Annotated in this window: 19 protein-coding genes and 1 tRNA gene; 3 read left to right on the top strand and 17 right to left on the bottom strand. The window is 65.7% G+C overall.

Annotated elements, in window-relative coordinates:
- Nucleotides 1-2 precede the first annotated feature (2 nt).
- The 6 genes from LI94_RS07010 to LI94_RS06985 all read right to left on the bottom strand — a co-directional run bounded on the left by LI94_RS07010 (nucleotide 3) and on the right by LI94_RS06985 (nucleotide 11,203).
- Entirely contained in the window at nucleotides 3-854 is an 852-nt protein-coding gene (locus LI94_RS07010; RefSeq protein ID WP_343252052.1) for an ABC transporter permease, read from the bottom strand.
- Nucleotides 854-1,708: an ABC transporter ATP-binding protein gene (locus LI94_RS07005; protein ID WP_046300743.1), complete on the bottom strand. Its 855-nt coding sequence runs from the start codon at nucleotides 1,706-1,708 to the stop codon at nucleotides 854-856. Before LI94_RS07005 ends, LI94_RS07010 begins: the two co-directional genes overlap by 1 nt.
- On the bottom strand, nucleotides 1,705-7,248 hold the full coding sequence (locus tag LI94_RS07000; protein ID WP_046300757.1) for a type I polyketide synthase: 5,544 nt from the start codon (nucleotides 7,246-7,248) through the stop codon (nucleotides 1,705-1,707). Before LI94_RS07000 ends, LI94_RS07005 begins: the two co-directional genes overlap by 4 nt.
- A 49-nt stretch (nucleotides 7,249-7,297) precedes the next feature.
- Nucleotides 7,298-9,067: a tryptophan 7-halogenase gene (locus tag LI94_RS06995; protein WP_052739890.1), complete on the bottom strand. Its 1,770-nt coding sequence runs from the start codon at nucleotides 9,065-9,067 to the stop codon at nucleotides 7,298-7,300.
- A gap of 172 nt (nucleotides 9,068-9,239) precedes the next feature.
- The gene (locus LI94_RS06990) at nucleotides 9,240-9,686 is read right to left on the bottom strand and encodes an SRPBCC family protein (RefSeq protein ID WP_046300742.1); all 447 of its coding nucleotides are present in this window, start codon (nucleotides 9,684-9,686) and stop codon (nucleotides 9,240-9,242) included.
- The gene (locus tag LI94_RS06985) at nucleotides 9,683-11,203 is read right to left on the bottom strand and encodes an SDR family oxidoreductase (protein ID WP_239651168.1); all 1,521 of its coding nucleotides are present in this window, start codon (nucleotides 11,201-11,203) and stop codon (nucleotides 9,683-9,685) included. The genes LI94_RS06990 and LI94_RS06985 overlap by 4 nt, the downstream gene beginning before the upstream one ends.
- A 173-nt stretch (nucleotides 11,204-11,376) precedes the next feature.
- Here LI94_RS06985 and LI94_RS06980 point away from each other — a divergent pair, with 173 nt between their 5' ends.
- The gene (locus LI94_RS06980) at nucleotides 11,377-12,738 is read left to right on the top strand and encodes a TIGR01777 family oxidoreductase (RefSeq protein WP_024441809.1); all 1,362 of its coding nucleotides are present in this window, start codon (nucleotides 11,377-11,379) and stop codon (nucleotides 12,736-12,738) included.
- 3 nt (nucleotides 12,739-12,741) lie between these two features.
- Here LI94_RS06980 and LI94_RS06975 read toward each other — a convergent pair whose 3' ends face one another.
- The 9 genes from LI94_RS06975 to LI94_RS06935 form a co-directional block, all read right to left on the bottom strand.
- Nucleotides 12,742-13,230 carry a TspO/MBR family protein gene (locus LI94_RS06975; protein WP_046300741.1) on the bottom strand — a complete coding sequence of 163 codons (489 nt, stop codon included), beginning with the start codon at nucleotides 13,228-13,230 and terminating at the stop codon, nucleotides 12,742-12,744.
- Between the two features lie 14 nt (nucleotides 13,231-13,244).
- Nucleotides 13,245-13,886: a heme-binding protein gene (locus tag LI94_RS06970; RefSeq protein ID WP_046300740.1), complete on the bottom strand. Its 642-nt coding sequence runs from the start codon at nucleotides 13,884-13,886 to the stop codon at nucleotides 13,245-13,247.
- A gap of 104 nt (nucleotides 13,887-13,990) precedes the next feature.
- Nucleotides 13,991-15,340 (bottom strand): deoxyribodipyrimidine photo-lyase, encoded by a 1,350-nt coding sequence (locus tag LI94_RS06965; RefSeq protein WP_046300739.1) that lies wholly within the window; start codon nucleotides 15,338-15,340, stop codon nucleotides 13,991-13,993.
- 48 nt (nucleotides 15,341-15,388) lie between these two features.
- Nucleotides 15,389-15,877 (bottom strand): MarR family transcriptional regulator, encoded by a 489-nt coding sequence (locus LI94_RS06960; RefSeq protein WP_046300738.1) that lies wholly within the window; start codon nucleotides 15,875-15,877, stop codon nucleotides 15,389-15,391.
- Between the two features lie 26 nt (nucleotides 15,878-15,903).
- On the bottom strand, nucleotides 15,904-17,583 hold the full coding sequence (locus LI94_RS06955) for a GMC family oxidoreductase (protein ID WP_046300737.1): 1,680 nt from the start codon (nucleotides 17,581-17,583) through the stop codon (nucleotides 15,904-15,906).
- Between the two features lie 55 nt (nucleotides 17,584-17,638).
- A complete protein-coding gene (locus LI94_RS06950; protein WP_239651167.1) occupies nucleotides 17,639-18,094 on the bottom strand; it encodes a hypothetical protein in 456 nt (151 codons plus the stop codon).
- A 5-nt stretch (nucleotides 18,095-18,099) separates the two neighbouring features.
- Nucleotides 18,100-18,852: an NAD(P)H-binding protein gene (locus LI94_RS06945; RefSeq protein WP_046300735.1), complete on the bottom strand. Its 753-nt coding sequence runs from the start codon at nucleotides 18,850-18,852 to the stop codon at nucleotides 18,100-18,102.
- Between the two features lie 27 nt (nucleotides 18,853-18,879).
- A complete protein-coding gene (locus tag LI94_RS06940) occupies nucleotides 18,880-19,926 on the bottom strand; it encodes a zinc-binding alcohol dehydrogenase family protein (protein ID WP_046300734.1) in 1,047 nt (348 codons plus the stop codon).
- Nucleotides 19,927-20,017: 91 nt separating this feature from the next.
- A complete protein-coding gene (locus LI94_RS06935) occupies nucleotides 20,018-20,890 on the bottom strand; it encodes an alpha/beta fold hydrolase (RefSeq protein WP_024441819.1) in 873 nt (290 codons plus the stop codon).
- An 80-nt stretch (nucleotides 20,891-20,970) separates the two neighbouring features.
- On the opposite strand from LI94_RS06935, the gene LI94_RS06930 reads away from it, so the two are divergent.
- Nucleotides 20,971-21,498, top strand: a complete 528-nt coding sequence (locus LI94_RS06930; RefSeq protein ID WP_046300733.1) for a CGNR zinc finger domain-containing protein — start codon at nucleotides 20,971-20,973, stop codon at nucleotides 21,496-21,498.
- Nucleotides 21,499-21,633: 135 nt separating this feature from the next.
- Nucleotides 21,634-21,709: transfer RNA gene (locus tag LI94_RS06925), tRNA-Arg, on the top strand.
- Nucleotides 21,710-21,737: 28 nt separating this feature from the next.
- On the opposite strand, the gene LI94_RS06920 is transcribed toward LI94_RS06925, so the two are convergent.
- Both LI94_RS06920 and LI94_RS06915 read right to left on the bottom strand, forming a co-directional pair.
- A complete protein-coding gene (locus LI94_RS06920; RefSeq protein WP_192830930.1) occupies nucleotides 21,738-23,498 on the bottom strand; it encodes an alkaline phosphatase family protein in 1,761 nt (586 codons plus the stop codon).
- A 124-nt stretch (nucleotides 23,499-23,622) separates the two neighbouring features.
- A complete protein-coding gene (locus LI94_RS06915) occupies nucleotides 23,623-25,587 on the bottom strand; it encodes a hypothetical protein (RefSeq protein WP_046300753.1) in 1,965 nt (654 codons plus the stop codon).
- Nucleotides 25,588-25,673 lie beyond the last annotated feature (86 nt).

Below are 25,673 nucleotides of genomic sequence, written 5' to 3'. Positions count from 1 at the left end.
GTTCAGCTCCGATCCGACCAACGGAACACGACCAGGCAGGCCAGCAGTCCGACCACACTCCAGGCGGTCAGCACCTCGAAGATCCGCCAGTGCTCCCAAGTTCCCGCGGGTTCGAACGCGGCCATCTCTGCGGGCAGCAACACCGAGCGGAATCCCTGGGCCATCCACTTGACGGGAAAGATCGATCCGATCGCCAGCATCCAGGTCGGTATCAGCATCAGCGGAACATAGGTGCCTGAGACGAACTGCAGACCCACCGCGGGGCCGTTGGTGAGGACAGCGGCGGACACTGCGTTGCTGGCGAAGTTGCTGACCAGAATGCCCAGCAACGAACAGCTGACGATCCCCAGCATTGAAACCCATGCCAGCGTGAACCATCCGAGGAAATCGGCGGGCAGCCGAAGGTGAAAAACCAGCACTCCCAGCACCAGCAGGACCACAGCCTCGGCGAAGCTCGCAATCGCGACCAGCATGATCTTGCCGATGAAGTACGACGACGCCGTCGCCGGCGTGCCGCGCAGCCGCCGCAGGGCACCGGTCTCCCGGTCGGCCGCAATGCTGATGCCGAGATTGGTGAACGACGTCGAGAGAATTCCGTAGGCGAACATGCTGGCGGCGATCACGGCGCCGGTGGTGGTTTGGGCACCGGGCACCCGCGCCGTGAAGATGGATCCCAGCAGCAGGCAGATCACCGCCGGCATCGAGAAGGTCAGCGCCACCTGTTCTGGGCGGCGGTAGAACATCTTCAGTTCCGGTAGGACGCGCGAGAATCCGATGCGCAACGCCGAGGGAAGCTCTGATCTCCCGTGGCTGCGCGCGCGACGCAGACCGAGTTCAGCGTCGACGAACTCGATCACCTCGGACCCCCTTCGATCAGGCTCAGATAGGCGTCTTCGAGGGTGGGACGGGTGACGGTCAGCTGAGCAAGCTCGCTGCCTTCCGTAGACAGGCGCCTGATCAACTCGGTCGGTCGATCGGTCTGGCGAACCTGGGGTGCGCCACCCTCCATCCACGTCACGGTCGCCGCCGAAGCGACATGCGCGATCAGGCGCGTGGGCGAATCCACGGCCGCGAGCCGCCCGCCCGAGACCACCGCGACCCGATCTGCCAGGGCGGCGGCTTCGTCCAAGTAGTGCGTGGTGAGCACGATGGTTGTGCCGTCGGAAGCCAACAGCCGGATGAGATCCCAGAAAGCACGCCGAGCCTCCGGGTCGAAACCGGTGGTCGGCTCATCCAGGAAGAGCAGTTCCGGATACCCGATGATCCCCAGCGCGACATCCAGCCGGCGCCGCTGTCCCCCGGACAGTGTCCGCACCCGCGAACGTGCGCTCGGGGCGAGTCCGACTAGTTCGAGCAGCTCCGCAGAAGTTCGGGCCGTGCCATAGCATTTGGCGAACGTTTGCACGGTTTCCTGAACCGTCAGCATGCCGAAGTCGCTGGTTTCCTGCAGGACGATGCCGATCCTGGCCCGCCAACCGCGCCCAGCGGAGCCGGGATCCTCGCCCAGGACACTGACCTGGCCGGCGTCACGCTTGCGGTGGCCTTCCAGGATCTCGATCGTCGTGGATTTGCCGGCACCGTTGGGCCCGAGGATGGCGAAGACCTCCCCGCGGGCAATGTCGAGGTCGAGGCCGTGCAGGGCCTGCACCCGCCCGTAGCTCTTACAGAGATTCCGTACCTGCACCGCCAGGCCGTCACCCGCTCTCATCGCGGGGAACCGTCCATATTCGGCCCGCTGCCGTGCGCTTCGAGTTCCGCCAACAGCTCTCGTAGCTCGTCGTCCGACAGCTCGTCGACGACGCGGTTGACGTCGTCGACGAGGGGAGGCGGGGCCGGCGTCGGCTCTGCGACCTCGGCGGGAACGTCGCCGTGGATGGCATGCAGTTCCGCCAGCACCCGGTCGGCCAGTGAGTTGACGCTGACCCCTCGCAGGATCTCCAGTAAGGGCAGATCTATCGAGAACATCTCGTTGATCCGGACCCGGAAGTCCATCGCCATCATCGAGTCCAAGCCGATGTCATCGAGCATGTCGTTGGTCTCGAAGTCGGTGACGTCGCAGTCGAAGACATCGGCGACGAGCCGCCGCACGGTGGCGGCGATCAGCCCGATCCGATCTGCCTCGGGTGTAGCGGCCAGGACCGTCAGAATCGACTCCGCGACGTCGCCCCCGCCGGCACCGCTCTCCTCGGCGCCCAGATCGGCGAACATCTGTGGCGGACGCCCACCGAAGCTGACCCGACGGGCACGACCCCAGTCCGCGGTGATCGCGACGACGCTGGGGATCCGTTGCGACAGGAGCCGATCGAGGATCCGCGCACCGACACGCGGCGTGATCAGCTCGATGCCGCGCTGCGCGTAGACGTCGGCCAGGTTCAGCTCGTCGACCATGCCCACCGACCACGGCCCCCATCCGATGGTCAGTGCCGGCAATCCCAGGGCGCGCCGGTAGTGCGCGAAGGTATCCAGGTAGGCATTGGCGGCGGCATAGTTGCCCTGCCCGGGGGAGGCGATGACCGACCCGGCAGACCCGAACATGACGAAGAAGTCCAGTTCGTCGTCACCCAGTACCTCGTGAAGCACCCGCGTACCGGTGACCTTGGGAGCCAGCACCGCAGCGAAATCACGTTCAGCCATGTTGACCAGCAACCGGTCGTCCACCACGCCTGCCGCGTGCATGACTCCACGGATGGGCCGGCCACCGCTGCGCAGGTGCTCGGCGCGCCAGCCGCGCACCTGCTCGGCGTCGGTGATATCGACGCTGGCGGTCGTGATTTCAGCCCCGAGCCGCTCAAGCTCCTCGATCGCTCGCACGGCCGCGAAGTGGGGGTCGGATTCCGAGGCCGCGGCCCGGTGCTCCCGCGGTGGCAGTGCGGTTCGGCTCAACAGGGTGATGTGCCGCGCTCCCCGTTCGGCGAGGTAGCGTGCCACCACCCGCCCGAGCGCACCCACACCGCCGGTGACCACATAGGTTGCGTCCGCGCTGAGTTTGGTGGGAAACGGTGCCGCGAGTTCAGTGCACGGGCGAAGTCGCGGAACGAATGCGGTGGCGCCGCGAAGCGCGATCTGGTCCTCGGAATCATTGTGGAGCAGGTGATCACAGATCTGTGCAGCGGTCTGGTCACGGTCGGCGGCACCGTCGATGTCGATCAGGCCGCCCCAGTTCTCGACGAACTCCTGGTGGCCGATGACGCGACCCAGGCCCCAGATGGGTGCCTGGTCCAGCCCGGTCAGCGTGGTGTGGCGCACCGGCTGACTGTTGGCGGTGACCACGTGCAGACGGGGCTTCAAGTCGGCGCGGGTTGCGAGCGCCTGGACGACGCGAACCAGGGTCGGCAAGCCGAGCTGCTGGTCGGCGTCATCGGCGAGTCGGATGTCCAACGGCCAGCAGTTGACGATGCCGTCGAGGTCGGCGAAGTGACTCTGCGCGAAGAGATCGTCCAGTTGGTCGCGACTGCCCGGGTCCATCAGGTAGCCGCCGTCGACCTCGATCAGTGCATCGACACCGCGGTGTGAAACCGTGGCGACCCGGTGCCCGCGGCGCCGCAGCTCGTCCGCGAGCCCATCACCCACTCCGGAGTCGTCGGCGAAGACGAGCCAGGACGATTCGCCGCTGCTGCCGCGATGCTGCCGGCCCGCTTCGTGGGACACCGGGCACCAGTGGACTTCGAGCAGGCCCTTGTTGATGCGATCGAGCGACAGTTGGGACGCGACACCCAGCGACCGCACGCAGAAGCCACGAATCTCCGCGATCGTCTTTCCGGCGCCATCGGTGACATCGATGTCGCTTTCGATCTCCTCCTCGGACGCCGAAACAACGCGGACGTGGACCTGCATGTTCTCGGCCGGCGCGGCGTAGAGGGCGCAGTGCCGGATGCGGGCCGGAAGATAGGGATCCTGGCCGGGCTGTTGATCGAGCATCATCGCCCCGAAGAGCGCTTGAAAGACACCGTCGACCAGCGCTGGGTGAAACCGGTAGCGATCGAGGTCTTCGACGATGGCCGCCGGGATGCTCAACTCAGCGGTGACCCAGCCGTCGCCGGCTGCCAGCTCGCGGACCGACCGGAAGGCGTCGCCGTACTCAAGGCCGAACTCCTTGGTGCGGGAATAGAACTCGTCACCATTGATCGTGGTGACCGATTGACCCTGCGGTGGCACATGGCGGCCACGCGGCGAGGTGGGCAGGAGGTTGAGTTCGGCGGTGGCGGTGATCGTCCACGAGGTATCGCCGTTGGCTGTCGCGTTGAATGCGGCGAACTCCAGCGTGCCGTCGTCTTCGTTCAGGGTGGTTCGCAGTAGCGGATCGCAGGTGTCGTCCAGCATCAAGGCGCGTCGGAACACCAGGTTGTCCACGCTGCATGCCGTGCCGTAGATCTCCTCGGCCGCGGCCCGTGCCATCTCGACATACGCCGCGCCGGGCAGCACCACACTGCCCTGCACCCGGTGGTCGTTGAGAAACGGCGTGAGCACGGTGCTCATCTCGGCTTCCCACGTCGGATGCACAGCACTGACCTTCTGGCCTAACAGCGGATGCACCGGCTGGTAGAACAGCGCTTCGGTGGCCTCCTGGGTCTCGGTCCAGAACCGCCTGTTCTGCCAGGGGTAGGAAGGCAGTTTGAGAAGGCGCCGCTCGGTGCTGGGATGAATTGCCTCCCATGCGATGTCGTGGCCCAGGCAGTGGAGCGCTCCAACGCATTCCAGTAGGGAGCGGCTGGAGTCGTGGCCACGTCGCTGGCTGGCCAAGACAGAGACACTGTGCTTCCCCGCGGTTTCGAAGATCGACGGCGCCAACACCGGGTGGGGCCCCAGCTCCACGAAGTGCGTGTAGCCGTCTTCGAGCATCCGACGGATCGCCGGTTCGAACAGCACGGTCGTTCGGGTGTTCTGCCACCAGTACGCGGCGCCCGCGTGGTAACGGTCCAACGCTTCACCGGTGACCGTCGAGTACAGCGGAAGCGCCGCTGACTTGGAGGACAATCCGTCGAACGCTCCGAACAGTTCGTCGCGGATGGCGTCCATGTGATGGGAGTGATAGGGAACCTTCACCGATAGTCGGCGGGTGAAGACCTCGGCCTCGTTCAGCTGCTGCGCTATGCCGTCGAGGACGTCACTGTCGCCGGCGAGAGTTATCGCGAACGGGCTGTTGATCGCGGCCACCGAGACACGCTGTGCCGCGAATTCCGCACGCGTCGCCGCGTCGAGCCTCTTTAGGAGGGATTCCGCATCCAGGCCCACGGCGAGCATGCTTCCCGTCCCGCTCATCTGCTGCTGGAGCCGGCTGCGGTGATAAATCACATGGATCGCTTGTTCAAACGTGAGGAGACCGGCGAGATAGTGGGAGGCGACCTCGCCGGCACTGTGGCCGACGACGGCGTCGGGGCGCAGGCCGAAATGTTCGAGCTGCTCAGCCAGTGCGACCTGTATGGCGAAGTTCGCCGGTTGGGCGATCTCAGTTTCTGTCATGCGCGAGCTGGCCTCGTCGCGGCGAAGCTCCTCGATCAGGGACCAATCCGTGTACCGGTCCAATTCACGGTCACTGCGCTCGATGCTGGCGGTGAATGCGGGAAACACCCCCAGTAGGTCGCGGCACATCCCCCACCACTGGGGCCCCATACCGCTGCACACGAAGGCGAGTTTGGGCGCGGCCTGGATGCCACGGCCGGCAGCGAATGTGCCGTCCTGGGCCAAGGCCCGCAGCTGTTCGCCGGCCTCGGCGGCACTGCCCGCAATCAGGGTATGGCGATAGTTCTGATGGCTGCGACGCCTGCCGAGGGTGTAGGCGAGGTCGGGCAACTCGATGTCGGGGTGGGCCACCAGATGGTCGGCCAACCGGCCCGCCACCTCCACCAGGGCATCCTCGCTGCGGGCCGAGATCGCCACGATGGTCAGCGGGGAGGAGGGGTGGTCCGGCTCGCGTGGAGTTTCGGCGACTGGTGGAGGGGCGGCGAGAACCACGTGCGCGTTGGTGCCCCCGAATCCGAATGAGTTGACGCCGACGACGCGCCGGGGGCAGTCTGGGAAAGCCACACCGCCCGTGGGGATCTCGATTTTCAGGTCGGCTGCGGAGACGTGCCGGGTGGGGGTTCGCAGGTGCAGATGGGGCGGTATGTAGCCGTGCTTGACCACCAGTGCCGCTTTGATCAGTCCGGCGATCCCCGCACCGGCTTCGAGGTGGCCGATGTTGGTCTTGACCGAACCGATCAGCAGCGGACTCGACGCGGGGCGTTCGACGGTCAGGGCGGCCGCCAGCGCCCGCATCTCGATGGGATCACCGACGGGCGTTCCGGTGCCGTGTGCTTCCACATAGCCGACCTCCTCCGGGCGGACGCAGGCCCGGTCGAGTGCCGTTCTGATTGCGGCTTCTTGAGCTTCGCCCCGGGGCACCGTGATGCCGTCGGTGTGTCCGTCCTGCGACACCGCGGTGCCCAGGATCTGCGCGTAGATCTCGTCACCGTCACGCAGCGCGTCCTGCAGCCGTTTGAGGACAACGATGCCGGCGCCTTCGCCCCGCGCGTAGCCGTCCGCGGCATCAGAGAAGGCCTTCGAACGGCCTTCCGGGCTCAGGAATCCGCTTTTGGACTCGGCAATGGCGGTGTTGGGGCCGATCATGACGTTGACGCCACCGGCCAATGCGACCTGACACTCACCGTTCCAGATGCTCTGCGCTGCAAGGTGAACCGCGACGAGCGAACTGGAGCACGCGGTGTCGATCGACATGCTCGGGCCCCGAAAGTCGAAGGCGTACGAGATGCGATTGGACAGCATCGTCATCATCATTCCGGTCGCCGAATGCGCCCGAAATCGGTAGCGACTCGCCTGCCCCTGATTCTGCAGGAGCTGATAGTCCAAGGTGAAGCCGCCGACGAATACTCCGACATCAGCACCGGCCAGGGCATCGGCGGGGATCCCGGCGTCTTCCAGTGACTCCCAGGTCGCCTGTAGCAGAAGCCGTTGCTGCGGGTCCAGCGCATGCGCCTCACGCGGGGACATTCCGAAGAACTGCGCATCGAACTGGTCTATCGAGTCGAGAAACCCGCCTCGCCGCGTGATGACCTTGCCGGCCTTGGCCGGGTTGGGATCGTGGTAGCGATCGGCGTTCCAGCGCGATTCGGGCACCTCAGACGTCGCGTCGACCCCGCCCCGCAAGAGGCGCCAGAAGCTCGCGGCGGAGTCGGCCCCGCCGGGGAATCGACACCCGACTCCCACGATGGCCAAAGGTTCACGGCGGTCGTCGTCGTCTGGCAAGTGCATCTCCTGTTCTCGCGTGCGGTGATTCGGTGATCGGCTGACCATTCGCCAATCAGGTCGGTTGAAGTTTGGGCGACGTCGTGACGATCCAGCCCGCGCTCAGCGGCTCGGTCTCCTGGCCACGCCGGTACGCTGACCGCAGTTGGCGTAGCAGTGGATCCTGTTGCCACTCCTGGACCTGCCTCATGACGTTGTCGTCGTCGAAATCCAGAGACTTCTCCACGATGACGGTCTCGGCGAGTTGACCGGCCAATCGGCGGAGCAGTGCCGCGTTGGCGTCGAACTGTTCGGTGAAGTCGCGACTGGGTTTCATCATCGAGATATGCAGCGTCACCATGAAATTCAACGGTGCGTAGAGGTCGACGAACGGGACCGACGGCGCACCGTCGTCCAGGGCTGCCCACTCCTGGAAGAACCGCTGAACACGGTTGCTGAGCGCTATCAGGCCGTCCAGGTGCGGAACAAATGTCGGGTCGTCGGCGATGCCGACGAAGCGGCCATTGATGTAGAGCAGGCCGATGAACCCCCAGTAGAACGCGATATCCCAGACGATCTTCGTGGCCATCACCGCCGGTGCGCCCATCAGTGCGTACTGCCCCTGGTAGATCACGAGCCACATCTGGGTCAGTGATCGGAAGACGGTGTCGCTGATCTGTGCGCGAGCGACCACGTCCTCGCCGTCGAGGTCGCGGCTGACCATGTCCGTGATGAGACCGTTGCCGATGGCGACCAGGTCCAAGCCGGAGGAGTACAGCGGATCCAGGAAGATTCCCGCGTCGCCGGTGAGACACCACCGGTGGTTGCCGTCAAAGACCTTCACCGCGCCATGGCTGTATTTCCTCATGACCCGGAAGTCCACGATCTGGTCTGCGTGCTCGGCCAGCACGTCGGCGAGCTGCGGCTCGTGTGCCCGCAGCCATGCCTTGGCCTTGCCTAACGTGTTGAATCCGTCGAACGGCTGAAACGCCGGGTCCGCCACGATGCCGACACTGGTGGCACCGGAGGGCAGCCGGATCAGCCAGACCCAGTAACCATCGCCCATGAGATGGTTGGTGGACATCGCTCGATCGCCTTCACGCAACCGGGCCTGCCACGCCGGGTCATCGCTCCAGCGCCCCACGTCGATCTCCGTCGCAACCCGAAACCAGACTGCGTTGCAGTCATGGGCGAGGGCCTGCTGCAGATCCAGCTGTCTGGGCAGCACCCGGTTGCGTCCCGAAGCGTCGATCACCCAGCGAGTCGTGCTCCGGGTCAACGCTTCCCCGTCTTGGACCGTGACGATGTGCAGACCTTCCGGGCCACCGAGCTCAACGGACCGGACCCGCCCGCACGCGAACTGAACACCCATCGCGTGGACCCGCCGTGCGAGCTCGTTCTCCAGTCTGCCTCGATCGATCTGGTAGGTCAGTTGGGGCACGAAGCAGGAACTTCCCAGTTCCATACGTCGGGTGATGTCGTCGTTGTCCCGGTGTGAGAAGAACATCCGCAGCCCCATCTTGCGGATGTGCTGCGATGCGAGGTGATCCGCCAGGCCGAGACGCTCCCGCAGGTAGTGGGCCGACACCTCCACGGTGGACTCGCCAACCGTGTGGGTCATCTCCGCTACCGGATGCGACGTCGGACCGATGAGCAGGATCCGGGTAGCCGGACGAGCCCGCCGGATCTCCAGTGCCAGCGCGAGGGCGGAGACTCCGTCACCGATGATGGCCACATCATGATCCGCCTTCTGGTGCTCGGCCGCGGAGAGGCGCGCGCGGATGCGCCGGGCGAGAGCCTCTCGCGTCTGTTCACTCAGGCCGGCGGCCGCTACGCGGGTGTCCACGTCTCACCTACCCGCAGACCGCGTCGGCAGGTTGTGGGCCGGAACTTTCGGCACAGTCTTCGTTCGTGCATACATAGCAGTCATTCGGAGCTGCACCGCCTGCGGTCGGGTTCGTTCGGCACCCAAAGTTCGGTAGTCCCCGACCGGCGTGGGCCGCCGATCGCCGGCACGCTCAGATCCCCCGATCGCCGAGGCGCCGCAACTCCCCTTGAAGTCCGCGTACGCCGTCGTCGAGCAACCGGGTAACGGCTGGACGCAGCAGTGGCTCGATCCACTTCAGCCAGCCCTGAAAGGCGAATCTCACCCGATAGGTGATCAGGCAGCCGGACGGCTGCGCGGCGACCGTGATGGTGTCGCAGACGATCACGGAGTCGTTCTCTCCACGCAGGTCGATCGAGCGACCCGGTCGCAGCGCCGTGACGACGTAGTCGATGGAGCTCACCCGTCCGGCGAACCGGGATGTGTTCTGGTAGCGGGTTCCCACCCCGCCATCGCCTGAGACCCGCACCGTCCGTATGGTTCCCGGGTCCCACCGCTGCGTGGTGGTGAAGTCGGCCAGATAGGCAAACACCGCATCTGGTGCCACGTCACTGCGCACCTCACGCTGCATGGTGATCATGCGCCATCCCTCCCCGCGCGCGGAATTCGTGGTACGCGGCCCGCGGCAACGGCGATATTGTTGGCCATGCCGGTGAATATGATGCCGTGAAACGGCAGAAGTGAATACCAGTAGAGCTGTCCGGCAAGGCCTTTGGGGAAGAAGATCGCGCGCTGGTGCAACTTCGTGGTGTGCTCACCGCACGCCTCGAGGCGCCATTCGAGCCAGGCGCCGCCGGGGGTCCGCATCTCGGCGCGGAGCCGCAGCAGGTGCGGACGCTCTATCTTTTCGACTCGCCAGAAGTCGAGCGCGTCACCGGTGTGCAGCACGTGTCGGTTGCGGCGGCCCCGAGCCAGCCCGACTCCCCCGGTGAGTCGGTCCAGCCAGCCCCGGATCGTCCAGGCGAGCGGGAAGGAGTACCAGCCGTTCTCGCCACCCACACCTTCGACGACCTGCCACAACTGCTCGACAGTGGCGTTGCATTCGACGCTGCGGTCGTCGGTGTAGACCACTTCCCCAGCCCAACTGGGATCCGAAGGCAAACTGTCAGCGGGGGCGCCGGTCGCAGATGCATCGGCCCAGGTCGTTTCCACGTCACCGCTGTCGATGCGGCGCAGTGCGAGCGCGACGGCGTCCCGGTAGCGGGTCTTGCCGCCGGAGGGCGGCGCGATCACCGCATCGATGTCGCGCTCGGACGCGATCGCGTCGGTGCTCAAGGACTCGATCAGGGCACGGCCGATCCGGGGCGGGACAGGAGTCACCAGTCCGATCCACAGTCCGGCCAGTTTCGGTGTGAGGACCGGGAGGACAAGAATTCTGCGTCGGGTCAGTCCGGCGACGTGGGCATAGATCTGCATCATCTCGCCGTAGCGCAAGACGTCGGGCCCACCGATGTCATAGGAGCGACTGCGCGCCAATGGCATGGTCGCGGCGGCCAGCAGGTAGTAGAGGACATCGCGGATCGCGATGGGCTGGATGCGGTTGTTGACCCAGCGCGGTGTGGTCATCACCGGCAGCCGATTGGTCAGGTGCCGAATCATCTCGAAGGACGCCGAGCCGGAACCGATCACCACCCCGGCCTGCAGTACCAGGGTCGGCACCCCGCAGTTGAGCAGGATCTCGCCGACCTGGCTGCGGGACCGCAGATGCGTGGACAACCGGTCCGATTCCGCATGCAGGCCGCCGAGGTAGACGATGCGCCCCACCCCGGCTCGTTGGGCCGCGGCAGCGAGATTCTGCGCGCACTGCCGCTCCGACTCGATGAATTCTCCCGGGTTGCCCATCGAGTGCACCAGGTAGTAGACGACGTCGATGTCGCGGCAGGCTTCGTCCAGGCAGTCCGGTTCGGTGAGGTCGCCGCGAACCACATCGACGGCCGCGGCCCACGGGACATCGCTGATCTTGTTGGGGTTACGGGCCAACACCCGCACCCGGTGGCCGGCTTCGACCAGGCGGGGGGCCAGCCTGCCTCCGATGTAGCCGGTGGCCCCGGTCACCAATACGTTCAATGGCTGATCTCCGCGATCCGGCTCCGTCACGCGGCCCACCCGAACCACTGATCCGCCGAGCGTGGTGTGCGCGATCGAGTCTGCCGGCCTTTTCGGGTGACGCCTCATAGTGGTGATTCGGAACCGCGGACGCCGTGGTCGGGTTCGGCGGGAGGCTCGCCGACAGCGATTGCGTAACCGGCTTCTGCCAGTAGCGTCGAGGCATGAGTGTGGACTTCTCCAGCACAGTTGCCGCGCCGCGTGCGGATGTCTTCGCATGGCATGAGAGGCCGGGTGCCTTCACCCGGCTGAGTCCGCCGTGGCAGCCGATGCATCTGGTCAGCGAGGCGGATTCACTGCGCGACGGGACGGCCGTACTGGCTCTTCCCGGCGGACTTCGGTGGGTCGCCGAGCACCAGCCCGACGGCTACGATCCGCCCGCGCGATTCGTCGATGAGCTCGGCGGACACGGCCTGGCATCGCTGCCCACCCGGGCCACCCTCAGCTGGACTCATACCCACGAGTTCGAGGATCTGGGCGACGGGCGGACACGGGTTATCGACCACGTCGACACCCCCATCCCCGGGGCGTTGCTGCGGCCGATGTTCGTCTACCGGCATCGCCAGCTCGCCGACGACCTGGCAGCGCATCGCCGTGCCGCGCAGGCGGGCCTGACGCCCCTCACCGTGGCGATCAGCGGCTCGACGGGACTGGTGGGTTCGGCTTTGGCGGCGTTCTTGAGCACCGGCGGCCACCGGGTGATTCGCCTGGTTCGCCATGCTGCCGGCAATCCCGATGAGCGGCAGTGGAATCCTGACCAGCCCGACCGTGATCTGTTGAGCGGAGTCGACGCCGTGATTCACCTGGCCGGCGCTTCCATCGCCGGACGGTTCACCGCCGAGCACCGCCGCCAGATCCGTGACAGCAGAATCGAGCCCACGCGGCGACTCGCCGAGTTGGTCGCCGGCACCACCGCGGGACCGCGCGTACTGATCTGTGCATCGGCCGTCGGCTATTACGGTTACGACCGCGGCGATGACGTGCTGACCGAGGACACCGAACGCGGCGAGGGGTTTCTCGCCGATGTGGTGGCCGACTGGGAGGACGCCCTCACGCCGGCAGAGCAGGCCGGGGCCCGCGTGGTGCGCGTTCGCACGGGCATCGTGCAATCGCCACGCGGTGGGACGTTGCGTTTGATGCGCCCCTTGTTCGCAGCTGGACTCGGCGGCCGGCTCGGCAACGGCCGGCAATGGCTGCCGTGGATCGGCATCGACGACCTGATCGACATCTATCACCGCGCCCTGTGGGACACCGGACTTAGCGGCCCGGTGAACGCGGTCGCACCCAATCCCGCGCGCAACATCGACTACACCAAGGCTCTGGGTCGCGTGCTGCACCGGCCGACCGCCCTGCCGGTACCCGGCCTGGGCCCGCGATTACTATTAGGCGCGCAAGGCGCTCGCGAACTCGCCTGCGCCAGTCAGCGGGCGCTGCCCGCACGCCTCAACGATGCCCATCACCAATTCCGCATGCCCGAACTCGAACCCCTGCTGCGGCACCTGTTGGGACGTACCGGCCCGCAGTGACTCTCACCGGCGGCGATTGAGTACCGCGATGTGTCCGGACAACACCGTGGCAAAGGTGACCCACAGCGGATACAGCACCAGAGGGACGGCCCGCACCCCCCGAACGGCGACGGCGCGGCGCGCCAGATCGGCACTGCTGGCCGCGAGCGCGGCGCTGACCGCAGTTGCCGGTCCGAGACGGCGGCGGTTGAAGAACAGCCACGACCAGCCCGCGTTGAGGACGAGGTTAAGCACCAGCGCCGCCACGTAGGAGCGGCGCTGCGCGACCTTTCCACGGTCGTTGAGTTCGTCGATGGTGGCCGCCGAGACCGCGGCGATGTCGGCGTAAAGCGGCGGCCACACTATCGGAAAGGCTTGTCGTGGTGGCTGATACGCGGGCTTCGCGAGCTCTGCATACCAGTCCGATTGCACTGCGGGGGCGGTAGCGATGCTTCTCGTGACAGAGGCCGCGGTGACTGCGGCGCCGGTGCCCAGCAGGGTGGAGATGCGCACGTGGCTCCTTCGGCTCAGTGATTCTTGGTGACAGGTACCGCAATCTCGTTGCGACGAAACATCGGAAGTGTCCATGGCGGGTCGTAGAACCACGCCTGAGGTACGCCGGCCGGCTCACACTGCATGTCTTTCAGGGCATTGAGCAGCGTGGCGGTGTGCGCTTCAACCGCACGCCGAGAACGATCGCCGGAGAAGGCATGCACCGCCACGGTTTCCGCGGGCACGCGCACCAATTGCACCGCAGCGTTGTCCGGCTCCGGCAACGATTCCAGTCCGACGCCGGTCGGCATGAAGAAGCGGATCACCGATTGGCCCGGGGCGCCGGGTTGCTGGGCGACGGGCGCGGTCATCGAGATCTGCTCCCCCTCCGGAGCAGCGCGGTCCTGCGCGACGGGAGCAGTCATCGCAATCTTGGTACGCGAGTGATTGCCGCCGAAGATGTAGCCGGCCAGGCGTCGAAATCCGGTGCTGCGTGCCGCCTCCTCATCACCGGTGACGACGGTTTCCGCCGCGACACGCTCCGCGTAGCGGCGAATCTCCACATCGCGGGTTCGTTGCTCCACCGTGAAAGGAGGTTCCTCGGTTCCGTTGCGGACACCGACCACCGACCCGACGGCCTGCAGCGCGGCGCCTGCCGCCGAGAGGATTCCACTCATGTTCGCCCTCCGCTCCTGCCGTTTGTCGCCCGGCCCCGTGCTGCCGGTCGACCACCGACTGTAGCTCGATAGCCCTCATCTATTCAATAATTGAACCATTCAATTTATGAATCACTAAGGTCTTGGTAGCGGCGCAGCGCCTCGGCCCGCTCGCGACCGTGGTCCACCATGGGCTGGGGGTACCCCGGGGGCGGTGACGCCCGGACCAGATGGGCGTCGGCTAGTTCTGCCAGCTCTGGAACCCAACGGCGCACGTAGTCACCGTCGGGGTCGAATTTGCGGCCCTGCAAGGTCGGATTGAACACCCGAAAGTAGGGGGCCGCGTCGGTGCCGCACCCCGCACACCACTGCCAGCCGTGTTGGTTGTTGGCCATGTCGCCGTCAATCAGCTGATCCAGGAACCAGCGGGCGCCCCACTGCCAGGGCAGATGCAGGTCCTTGACCAGGAATGATGCCGCGATCATGCGCACCCGGTTGTGCATGAAGCCGGTCGCGCGCAGTTCCCGCATGCCCGCATCGACGATGGGAAAGCCGGTTTCGCCCGCCGTCCAACGCTCGAACCGACGGCGCGCCTCGACATCGGTATCGACCTGGATGGAGTCGAACTCATGATTCCAGTTGGCCCAGGAACTACGCGGCCAGAAGTGCAGCACCGAGGCATAGAAGTCCCGGAACGCAAGCTGGCGAAGGTACGCGGAGGCCCCGGGCCTGTCGAGTTCGAGATCGGCAGCCATGGTCCGGGGGTGGATGTTGCCGAATTTCAGGTAGACCGACATCCGGCTTCCCCCGTCCCGGTCGGGCCGGTCGCGGTCGTGCTCGTAGCGCTCCAGCCCGCTGCTGACGAACGCCTGCCAGTGTTCTGACGCTGCGGCCTCCCCGGCAGGGAACTCGCATCGACCACCGAAGTCAGGGATGTCCACGCGGTGCGCGGACTCGCCCGGCAGGTCGAGAGGGTCGATCAGGTGCGCCGAGTCAGGTCGGGACTTCGCCGGACGCCGCCATCCGTGCTCACGCCACCGCCGAAAGAACGGAGTGAAAACCCGGTAGGGAGTCCCGTCGTCTTTGACGACTCGCCCGGGCGAGGCCAAGTAGGGCGAGCCGGTGGCCACCAGCGGTATGTCACCGAGCGCAGCGCGCACCCGCGCGTCACGCCGGCGCCCGAACGGGGCGAAATCGGTTGACACATGCACCGCCGACGCACCGATCTCGGCGGCGATCCGCGGGATCCGTTCATCGGGAGGCCCGCGCGTGATCAGCAGCCGGCCGTCCAGGTCATCGCGCAGGCTGCCCAGAGACTGGCCCAGGAACTGCAGGCGGCGTTGCCCAGCCGAGGCCTCCAGCTGCGGGTCCAGCACGAAGCAGGCCAGCACCTCGGGGTCCTCGGCCAGCGCGGCCGACAGTGCCGGCAGGTCGCCGACCCGCAGATCGCGGCGGTACCACAGCAGGACCGGCATCGGACTAACCGGCCCGCAGGTCCACGGTGCGGGCCTGCCGGCACGGGCTCACGGGGTCCCCAGTTCGGAATCGAACTGTCGCATCGCTGCGGTCACGGCAGCAACAACCCGATGCGCAGTCTGCAGTTCGGCGTCGGAGAACTCGGACAGCGCGCGGTGCATGTGACCTTGCAGCGGCGTGAAAAACGCTCTGGCGGTGGCCAAGCCGAGTTCGGAGTACCGCAGCGTGACCTTACGTCGATCCGAGGCGTGAGCTTCGCGCCGCACATGACCGGACTCGATGAGACGATCGACCAGATAGGTGATGGCCGCACCCGAAAGTCCCATGCGTTGCCGCAGCTCACTGGGACTGATTGGGGACCCGGCTGTCTCAGCAACCATGATGTGCAGCAGGGCGCGGAAATCGGTCTGACGAACGTTGTTGGTACCGGCGAACCGCTGGCCGATCTGTTCGGATTGGGCGGCGAGCTGCCGCATATCGGCAGATATCAGCGACTCCAGCGCGGTTCGGGCACCAGCATCATCATCCGGTTTCATGACGGTTGACAACACTATCGCTGCGATCAGGCTGGGAACAGCGGCAGCCGTAACGCGCCGGGTGCACTCTCGGGCACGGCCGGCCGCACAGGCCGAACCGGTGCGATGCGTCGGTACGGCTGACCCAGCGGCACGCGGGGGTCCGGCTCGCCGTTGTTGGGCCACAGAGCCATCGCCCGTTCGGCCTGCGCGGTGATGGTGAACGAGGGGTTCACACCCAGATTGGCGGTGATCGCCGACCCGTCGGCAACGTGCAGACCGGGGTGCCCAAAGACCCGCTGATAGGGATCGATGACGCCGGTCTGCGCCGAGTCACCGATGGGGCAGCCGCCGATGAAGTGCGCCGTCAACGGGATGTTAAGCGCGTCCAGGTAGGTACCGCCGGCCATCCCGCCGACCTTGTCGGCCATCCGACGCGCCACGTCGTGGGCGATCGGGATCCAGTCCGGATTAGTTTCGCCCACACCCTGTTTCGCCGTCATCCGGGTGCCGAAGAGGCCTCTTTTGCGGTAGGTGGTCAGCGAGTTGTCCAGCGACTGCATCACCAGCACGATGATCGAGTGCGCCGAGGCGTTGCGCGGGAACATACTGTGCAGCATCATCGCCGGATGGCGTGCGATGGTCAGCATGAGTCGCGCGAAACGCCACGGCCCCCCGTCGATCAGATGGGTGCCCATCATCGACAGCAGGTTCGAGCCCTTGCCGTAGCGACACACCTCGATATGGGTGTTGGCCTCCGGGTGGATTGAGGAGGTGATCGCCACGCCTTGGGCGAAGTCGTCACGATCGGGCGCGAACACCACCGGCACCTCTTCGGAATTGGTGCGGGTCAGCTCGCCCAGGCGGTCCGAGAGGTGCGGCAGTGATCCGGTGTCGCGCAGCTTGTGCAGCAGCCGCTGGGTGCCCAGCGAGGCCGCGGCGAACACCACCTGACCCGTGGTGAAGTCCCGCTTGCGCTTGCGCACCCACCGGCCGGTGCGCACCGTGCTGACCACATAACCCCCGGCACCGTCGGGCCGCACATCGGTGACCATCGTCATCGGATGAATCTGGGCGCCGGCACGCTCGGCCAGGTACAGGTAGTTGGTCTCGGTGGTGTTCTTCGCGTTGTGCGGGCACCCGGTGAAGCACTGCGCGCAACCGATGCAGCCGGAGCGCTCGGGGCCGGCCCCGCCGAAGAACGGATCCGGAACCGTCGTGCCGGGCTCGTCGCCGAAGAAGACTCCGACGTTGGTGGGGTGGTAGGTGTCTTCGACACCCAGATCTCGGGCCACCGCCAGCAAGACCTCGTCGGCGGGGGTGGTGTGCGGGGTGGGTGTCACTCCCAGCATCCGTCGAGCCTGGTCGTAGTACGGCGCGAGCTCATCTCTCCAGTCGGTGATGTGCGCCCACTGCGGATCATCGAAGAACCGTTCCAACGGCTCGTAAAGGGTGTTGCCGTAGATCAACGAGCCGCCGCCGACCCCGACGGCGCTGGCGATGAACGTCTTGCCCAGCACCGTCAGCCGCTGCGGACCGAAGCAGCCCAGTTTCGGCGCCCACATGGCCTTGCGGACGTGCCAGTTGTTGGGCGGGAAATCGGCGGGTTGCCAGCGGCGCCCCATGTCCAGTACGCCGACCCGGTAGCCCTTCTCCGTCAGGCGCAGAGCGGACACGCTGCCCCCGAACCCGGAGCCGATCACCACGACGTCGTAGTCATTTGTCATGCAGGTCCTCGGAGCTGTCGCCCGGAGCGGGCGGGGCACATCACGACACCGGAATCTATCCCGCTGCGGACGTGCGTGTGGGTATAAGCAGCGCAAGCGATACCACCAGGAGCAGGCTCAGGCCGACCGCGTTCAGCACCGCGTCCCGCGGCCCGTACATGTGCAGCATGCCGAGATGATAAATCAGGTGCAGCAGGTTGAACGTCGACCAGCTGACCCCCGTGATGACGACGACGGCGCGGTTGCGCAGGTAGTACACGGCCAGCGCGCTGAGCACGCCCAGCCCCGAAAACATGCCGCCGACGTCCTTGACGAGGTGCTCGTTATAGGGGCCCAGTACCGGCAGCCAGGTCATGCCCATTCCGGGAAACGTGGTGTACCAGTGCAGCGGGGCAAAATACGCCCACAGCCCGAGGCTGAGCCCGAAGATGGTCAACACGATCAGACAGAGGCGATGCGCGGTGAGGTTCATACCCCATTGACGACGCACCGGGCGATTGTGTGACGACATGCGGCTCACCGAACAGCCGGAACGTGGGCGTCCAGCCACTCGGCGAAGGTCTGCTGGCCTCGCGGGCCCGGGTGCGCGGGCAGCAGCGCACCGCCGGCCATGGCCTTTCCGACCGCGCCGGGCAGCCGCAGGGGGATCACCGGTCGGCGCTGCCTGAGGCGGCGCAGCAACTGCCGAGCCATGTCGACCATCGACTCCACCTGGGGGCCCGCGAGTTCGGGCGCCATCTGCTGGGGCTCACCGACGGCCAGGGTGCACAGATGCGCGGCGACTTCGCTGACGGCTATCGGCTGGCAGCGCATGGTCGGTATCACCGCGATCGGGCCGGGCACCTGCCCCAGGATCTGGTCGGCGAACTCGTGAAACTGGGTGGCACGCAGGATCGTCCACGGGACGGCACCGGCCCGGATCACTTCCTCCTGGTGCAGCTTGCCCTGGTAGTAGCCACTGGGCACCCGGTCCACGCCGACGATCGACAACGCGACGTGGTGGCGGACTCCGTTGCGCTGCGCGGCGGCCAGCAGGTTCTCGGTCGCGGTTCCGAAGGACGCCCGCGCCTTCTTGGCGTTCATGGTCGCGAAGTCGACGACATCGATGATGGCCTCGACACCGGCGAGCGCGGCATCGATTCCGGCGTTTTCCAGGAGGTCGACCCCGTGTGCGCGGGCGAGGATCACCGGGTGGTGCCCCTGGCTGTCGAGATGCTCGACGACCTTGCGTCCGGTCTTGCCGGTACCGCCGGCAACCGCGATCTTCATGGGTGCACCCTTCCACGTGGCTGGACGTCAGTCGACCAAGACCACCATTTTGCCCTGAGCTTCCCCTGTTTCCATGACGCGATGCGCTTCGCGGATCTGATCAAAGCGGAAGACCCGCGAGGGCGCGGCTTGCAGGCGACCATCGCGCACTTTGTCGGCGATGTCCTGAAGCGGCACATCCGATAACGCAAAGCCGGGAGTGCCGAACACAAAGCTTCCGAAGAAGGTGAGGTTGACACCGCTGGCCATCTGCAGCAACGGGTTGAAGTCAGCGATCGGATCCAGCCCGCCGAGCCAGCCGGCCAAGCACGCCGTACCGCCCCGGCGCAGCATGTTCAAGGAGTCGAGGATCGTACTGTTGCCCACGAGGTCGAGAATGGCGTCGATGCGCTTGGCCTCGGTTATGTGTGCACTCAGATCGGGGATCTCGAGTTCGGCGCGTTCGACGCCGAGGGAAGACAGCATGCCGAACCGGTCACGGTTGCGCGTGGTGGCGATCACCCGAGCACCGGCCTCCACCGCCAGTTTTGCGGCCGCCTGGCCGAAAGACGATGTCGCCCCACGGATCACGACGGTCTGACCGGCGGTCAGATTGAGGTTGCGAAACAGACAGGTCCATGCGGTGGCATAGGTTTCCGGCAGCGCGGCCAGCTGATCCCACGGAAGATCCGCCTCTATCAGGGCGACGTTCTCAGCGCGCACCCGAGTGAACTGGGCGTAGCTGCCGTTGATGGTCCGGCCCAGCCCGCCCATCAACGCCGCGACTTTGGCACCAACCCGGAACTCACCTCCCGGGCAGGCATCGACGATGCCCACGCATTCGATACCACTGACTTCGGCGGCCTCGGCCCACTCGCCGCGGCGCATGTGCATCTCGGCGTGGTTGATGCCGAATCCCTTGACCCTGATCACCACCTCGCCATGTTTCGGCAGTGGCTTGGGGATGTCGGTGTAGGTCAAGACATCCAGATCGCCGAAGCCGTCGAGAACGATGGCCCGCATGGTGGGGCCGCCCGCGGCTTCTCGCACCACCGCGGGTTCGGTCGGAATGGCTGGTGTCGGTGTGGTGGACATACGTCTCGTCTCCTATGAAGATCGATGGTGCGTGCTATTTTTCGAAGATATGCGCCAGTTTCCGCAGGTCGGGCCATGCCGGCCATGACGGCTACTTCCCGCCGACCCGGACCAAGAAGCCCTTGATCAGGGCGGCAACCTCGTCGGCAGCGGTCTCCAGCAGGAAGTGGCCGCCGTCGAGCAGATGGATCTCCGGGTCGCTGGCGTCGCGGCCGAATGCTCGGGCACCCTCAGGGCCGAAGATCGGGTCCCCTTGACCCCAGACCGCCAGCACCGGAACTCCACTGGTGCGCAGGTACTCGTGCAGAGCGGGATACATCGGCGGATTTGTGGCGTAGTCCCGGAACAATTTGAGTTGGATTTCGTCATTACCCGGGCGAGCCAGTAGCGCGGCATCCAATGTCCAGGTGTCCGGGCTGACCAAGGACTCATCCGGGGCGCCGGTCAGGTACTGCCATCTGATCGACTCGGCATCCAGCGCCGTCCGGATGGCCGCCTCGGTCTCGGGCGTCTGCTCACGCTGGTAGTCCCAGACGGTTTTCCAGAAGCCTTCGACAAAGCCCTCGTCATAACCGTTGCCGTTCTGCGTGACTATCGCGGTGATGGAGTCGGGGCGGTTCAGCGCCAGCCGCCAGCCGATCGGGGCCCCGTAGTCCTGGACATAGATCGCGTAGCGGTCCAACCCCAACTGGTCCAGCAGCGCCTGCGTGAGGTCCGCGAGATTGTCGAAGGTGTAGTCGAACTCGCTCGCCAGCGGCATGTCCGAGTAGCCGAAGCCGAGGTAGTCCGGGGCGATCACGTGGTAGTCGTCCGCCAGGCGGGTGATGAGGTCTCGAAACATGTAAGAGCTGGTCGGAAAACCATGCAGCAGCACGACGGCGGGCGCATCGCTGCGTCCGGCTTCGCGGTAGAACAACCGGTGCCCGTCGACGGTGGCGTGGTGGAAGCTGGCCGTAGGAACCATATCTAACTCCTTAAATTATTTTTGATAGTTAGGAGCCAAGCACCCGTACTGTAACCTGTCAATAGATTTTTGGAGGTTATATGGATATCGTGGTGGCCGGACGCAGCGACGAGGCGCTGCTCTTGGACCTGCTCAACTCCACCCCCGTCATCGACGGCGTGGCACGCGATGAACTCGCGGACCCGGTGACGGCACCGGCGTGGTTGAGTTCCCGCGACCTCGGCCCGGCAAACGGACAACTCCTCCAAGAGCTCCGCGACGTCCGGGATGCGTTGCAAGACATCGTGCGTGGAGACCGGACACCGCAGGCCTTGCAGCCGTTCCTCGGTGGAGTCGGACTCTCGGCGACAGTCAGCGACCACGGCATCACCTGGACCCTGGACACCGGTGAGACGTCGACGGCCGCGGCGCGCGCCATCCTCGCCTGGGACGGTTTGCGAATCTCCAGCCCGGGGCGACTACGTCCCTGCGCCAATGCCGACTGCCAGCTGTTCCTGATTGATCGCAGCAAGCCCAACACGGCCCGGTGGTGCTCGATGGCCATCTGCGGCAACCGGATGAAGGCACGCCGCCACTACCAGCGAAGCAAGGCCACGACCAGCGACTGAAGCGCCCGACGCGCCCACTCGCGCACGGGGGACGCGTGCGCGTCGCCGCGAGCCCAAATGCCGCGGCGGCGAGATCGCGGACTACCATGGGACGGCCCCGCGGGTTCTCTACACCGACCGCTTTCCAGGTCCCCCGCCCCCGTAGCTCAGGGGATAGAGCACGGCTCTCCTAAAGCCGGTGTCGCAGGTTCGAATCCTGCCGGGGGCACCATTTTTGGTGTATGCCTTCGGGACGGCCGCTACTTCCAGAAGGCGTTCATGGCCTGGGCGTAGGTGTCGTTGGGGGTGAGCGAGGCCAGGCCCAAGGCGTCTTCGATGGTGGCCATCAGGCTGTATTGGTTGTAATAGGCGTCGGTGGTGAAGTTGCCTGACTGCATCCCCCCGTACGTCACGGCGCCCGCACTCGGGATGACGATCATCGGAGCGTTATTGCCTTGGTTACCGAAGCCCAGTGAGAGGTTGTTGTTGTCCTCGTCCGTGGTGATGATGATGACGTCCCGCTCGTTCGGGTCGGTCCACGTCTTCGAGCTCTCGATGGTGGAGACCTCCTGCTGGACGAACTGGTCGGCGGCCGAGACGTTGTACTGATGGTCTCCGAGCTGTGTGGCGATGAACTGGAGAACGCCGCTGAGTGAGTCGACCGGGCCTTCCCCGTTGTTGTCCTCGTTGGCAGCGATCCAGGTGAATCCGGGGAACTTGCTCGGGTCAGCGAGGTCGGTGGACAACTGCGTCAGTGGAAGCAGGTGCTCCTGCAGGTAATCGGGGGTGTTGCCGTAGACGTAACTGAATTGGGTGAAGGGCAGTTCATCGGCGGAGTAGTCGCCCGATGACACGATGGCGCCCGCCGACGGCATGCTCTGCGCGTAGCCGGCCCAGGTGATGCCCGCCAGGTCCATCTCCTGCATGAGGCTCGGGGCGTTGATCGAGTTCGGGGCAGAGTTGTAGTCGATGCCGAAGTCCGAGCCGCCCAGGATCCGGAAGTAGTTCGGGTCGCTGGGGTGGCCCAGTGCGTAGTAGTTGTCCGCGTAGCCGTAGGTGTTGATCAGGCTGTTCATGTAGGGCGCGTTCGGGCTACCGACGATGTCGGCGGCACCCTTGTTCTCCACGTAGATCACGAACACGTGATCGAGTTGGCCGACGTCTGACGTCGGTGTGGTGAGCGGCGCCGCGGTGAGGCTGGGATCGCCGACGGTGAACGACTCGTTGTCGGCGTAGGCGCCGTTGTAGTCGCCGAGGTACTGGTTTTCGTCGGTGAAGGTCGTGGTCACCTTTGCGGAGACCGCGCCGTCGGGGACTGTTCCCGTGATCTCGCGTTCCTCAAATCCGGTGAAACCCCAGCGATCCCAGACCGTGACGGGGTTGAGCGAGCCGGTGCCCACCACATTCCCGTCGGCGTCGAGGAAGCTGACCTGCACTGAGGCATAGGACGGGTTCCACGTTTGGCCACCCAGATCCGCACTGAGCGCATACGGCGTTCCGGCCGCGCCGGTGACGTCGACGGTTTGGCTGATGGTGGAGGTGCCCACCGGTCCGCCGCCGGCGAAGTTGTCGCCGCCGGCCGGCGGCGCGGTCTGCGGAAAGCCGAACAACCCCGACACCGTCGGCAACGGAAAAGCCACCGGGGACGGATATCCGACCGGGGTGCCGTAGGCGATCACGGTCGGCGTGCCGGTCTCGGTCCAGCCCGGAATGGTCACCCCGCTATAGCCGGACCCGGACGGATCGGCTGTTTCGAAGCCCGGGTTGACCAGCAGGTTCTGACTCATCAGTTGCGTGTCGGCGTGGAGCGGGGCAATCGGATCGAGACTGTTGAGCCAGCTGACGAGTTCGGTGTCCAGCTGTGGACCCAGGACCGTGGTGACCGAGTCCTGCTCCAGGAAACTTGTCATCGCATTGAGGACTTGGTCGATGAAGACGTCGAACTCATCGGCATGGGCTTCGGGCGCGGACGCGAACTGCCCCAGTCCCAGCGCCACAACCACGCTGGCCGCGCCCGTCATCCCCATCCTCAGACGCCGAAGAGCCATGGTTCCGACAATCCTCAGGCACCGCTAGGCCGTCAAGAAGCCCCAGCTAATACATTTCAGAGCCACAGGAAGTCGACAGAATCGCGCGACCGTGGGGTTAGCCGAACAGATCGGCCAGGCTGAAGCTCGGAGTGTCGGCGATCAGGTCGGACATGTTCGCCCACTGCTGGGCTGCCTGGGCACTGAGTTCGGTCGGCCAGTCGTCGTTGGCGGTCAGGATCACCGTCGCCAGGTTGTCCCGGGCATTGAGCAGTCCGGCCAAGATGCTGGTGTTGGGGTCGAACAGCAATCCGTCGATAGCGGGGATGAACAACTGGGGCATCACCACCGAGAGGGCGGTCTGCGCCAGCCCTAGTGCGATGGGCAGGTTGATGTTGCTGGCCAGCAGCGGCAGGGCGTTCCAGACCGCGGACAGGCTTTCCATCGGGTTTTCCAGGACACTGCGCACCACGGCGTCCCAATCCGGGCTGAGCGCCTCGGTGAAGCGCAGCTCCATCGGCGTGACGGGCTGGCTGGCGAAGACGGCCTCGAAGTTCTCATTGCCCATCAGGCCTTGCAGCCCGTTCATCAGGAGGTTCTGCAGCACCCAGTCGGGCTGGGCGGTCATCCGGGACATATCCAGCGCATAGCCGTAGGACAACACTCGCTGCGTCATGTCGGCGGCGAACTCCTCGGGGCTCACCGTCGGGGTGCCGTCGGGGAGGTAGTCGTTGAGCTCGCTGATCGGCACGACTTGAGCCGTCACTCCCAGTCCCAAGACGCTGTCGGGATCGGCGACGTGTTCGAAGCGCGCGAAGATCTCGCCTCGCGACAGGCCCCCGGTGTCCAGCCAGTTCGCCACGCCCGGATTGGTGGCGCTGACAACGTAATAGGTGTAGCCATCGGGGTCGTGGTAGGTCGTGGTGTGGTTCAGCGTGGATTGCGCCATGACGTAGGGCAGCGCACCGCCGTAGACGTTCATCAGTTGAATGCCGCTGTAAGCCGACTCCACGTTCGGCACCTTGATGACCAGAGCCTCATCGGAATCCAGGTCGAAGTTGCCGCCGGTGACCACCGCACTGGCCAGGCCGGCACCGTAGCTCGTCTGGGGGCCCAGGTCATGCATGGTGTTGGCGGGAATGTTCATGCCTACCGAGGCGCCGCCTTCGATTGCCCGCGTGTTGAACGGGCCGACGACCTGAGCGAAGGCACTGAAAAGGGTGGTGAGGATCGAGTCGACCGATCCGAGGCCACCGGAATCTGCCAGCGTGGTCGACACCGGGTCGTCACTGGGGAAGAACCCGCCCTCGGGGATAGCGAAAAACGGCGGGCAGTCGGCCACACATTGCACGGTGACGCTGCCCGGACCCTTCGCCCAGTCGCCGAGGATGTCTCGGATCAACAGCGACGCGGCGCCGCCGACGGTGGCGTCGGTGGTGTCCATGAAGTTCAGCGCTCCGGCCGGCGCCTCCGGTCCGATGTAGACGGTGAAGGTGCCGTCGGGATTGAGCACCAAGCCGTCGCCCAGTTCCAGGTCTTCGATCGCCTGCGCCGTGCCGCCGGTGATGGCCTGCGTGCTGATCGCGAAATGCTCCGTACCACCGCCGAGGGTGCCGTGCAGGACGTAGGTCGCACCGGGCGCCAGACCGGCGGTCACCCGGTAATAGATGTCGGGGGTGAAGAAGTCGAAATACTGCCGTGGCTCGGTGGCGTTGCCCGCGATCGCCTCTGGCGACTGAAAGAAAACGCCGTTGAACAGTTGGGTGACTCGTGAGAGGCCGGCGCTGAGCAACTGGTAGTTGGTGTTCTGCAGCATCAACATCACGTTGTCTTCGCTGCCGGGCGTCGCGTACGGCAAGGTCATGTTGAGCTCGACCAGCCGCTGCATCTCCGCGATCAGCGCATCGATCGCGGGCTGGAACCCGTACGTCGCTGTCAACGCCACCGCGGGCGGCGCGCTCGCCGCGGCCGTCACCGGCGAGCCCATCACCAGCGACAACGCGCTGCCCACCGCGGCCGCGGCGACGCCGTACCGCTGGATGCGGCTCGGCCGGCCCACTGCTCCGCTTGCGATCACGCCCACGACCACTCCCCGATCTTGTTCATGATTCTCTGGTTTAAATCACGGCGAATTTTTATTTTCCGACGATACGTCGAGGGCTTGGCGGG

The organism is Mycobacterium sp. UM_Kg27 (assembly GCF_000972905.1).
GTDB lineage: Bacteria > Actinomycetota > Actinomycetes > Mycobacteriales > Mycobacteriaceae > Mycobacterium.
This window is presented reverse-complemented; position numbering and strand designations above follow the sequence as displayed.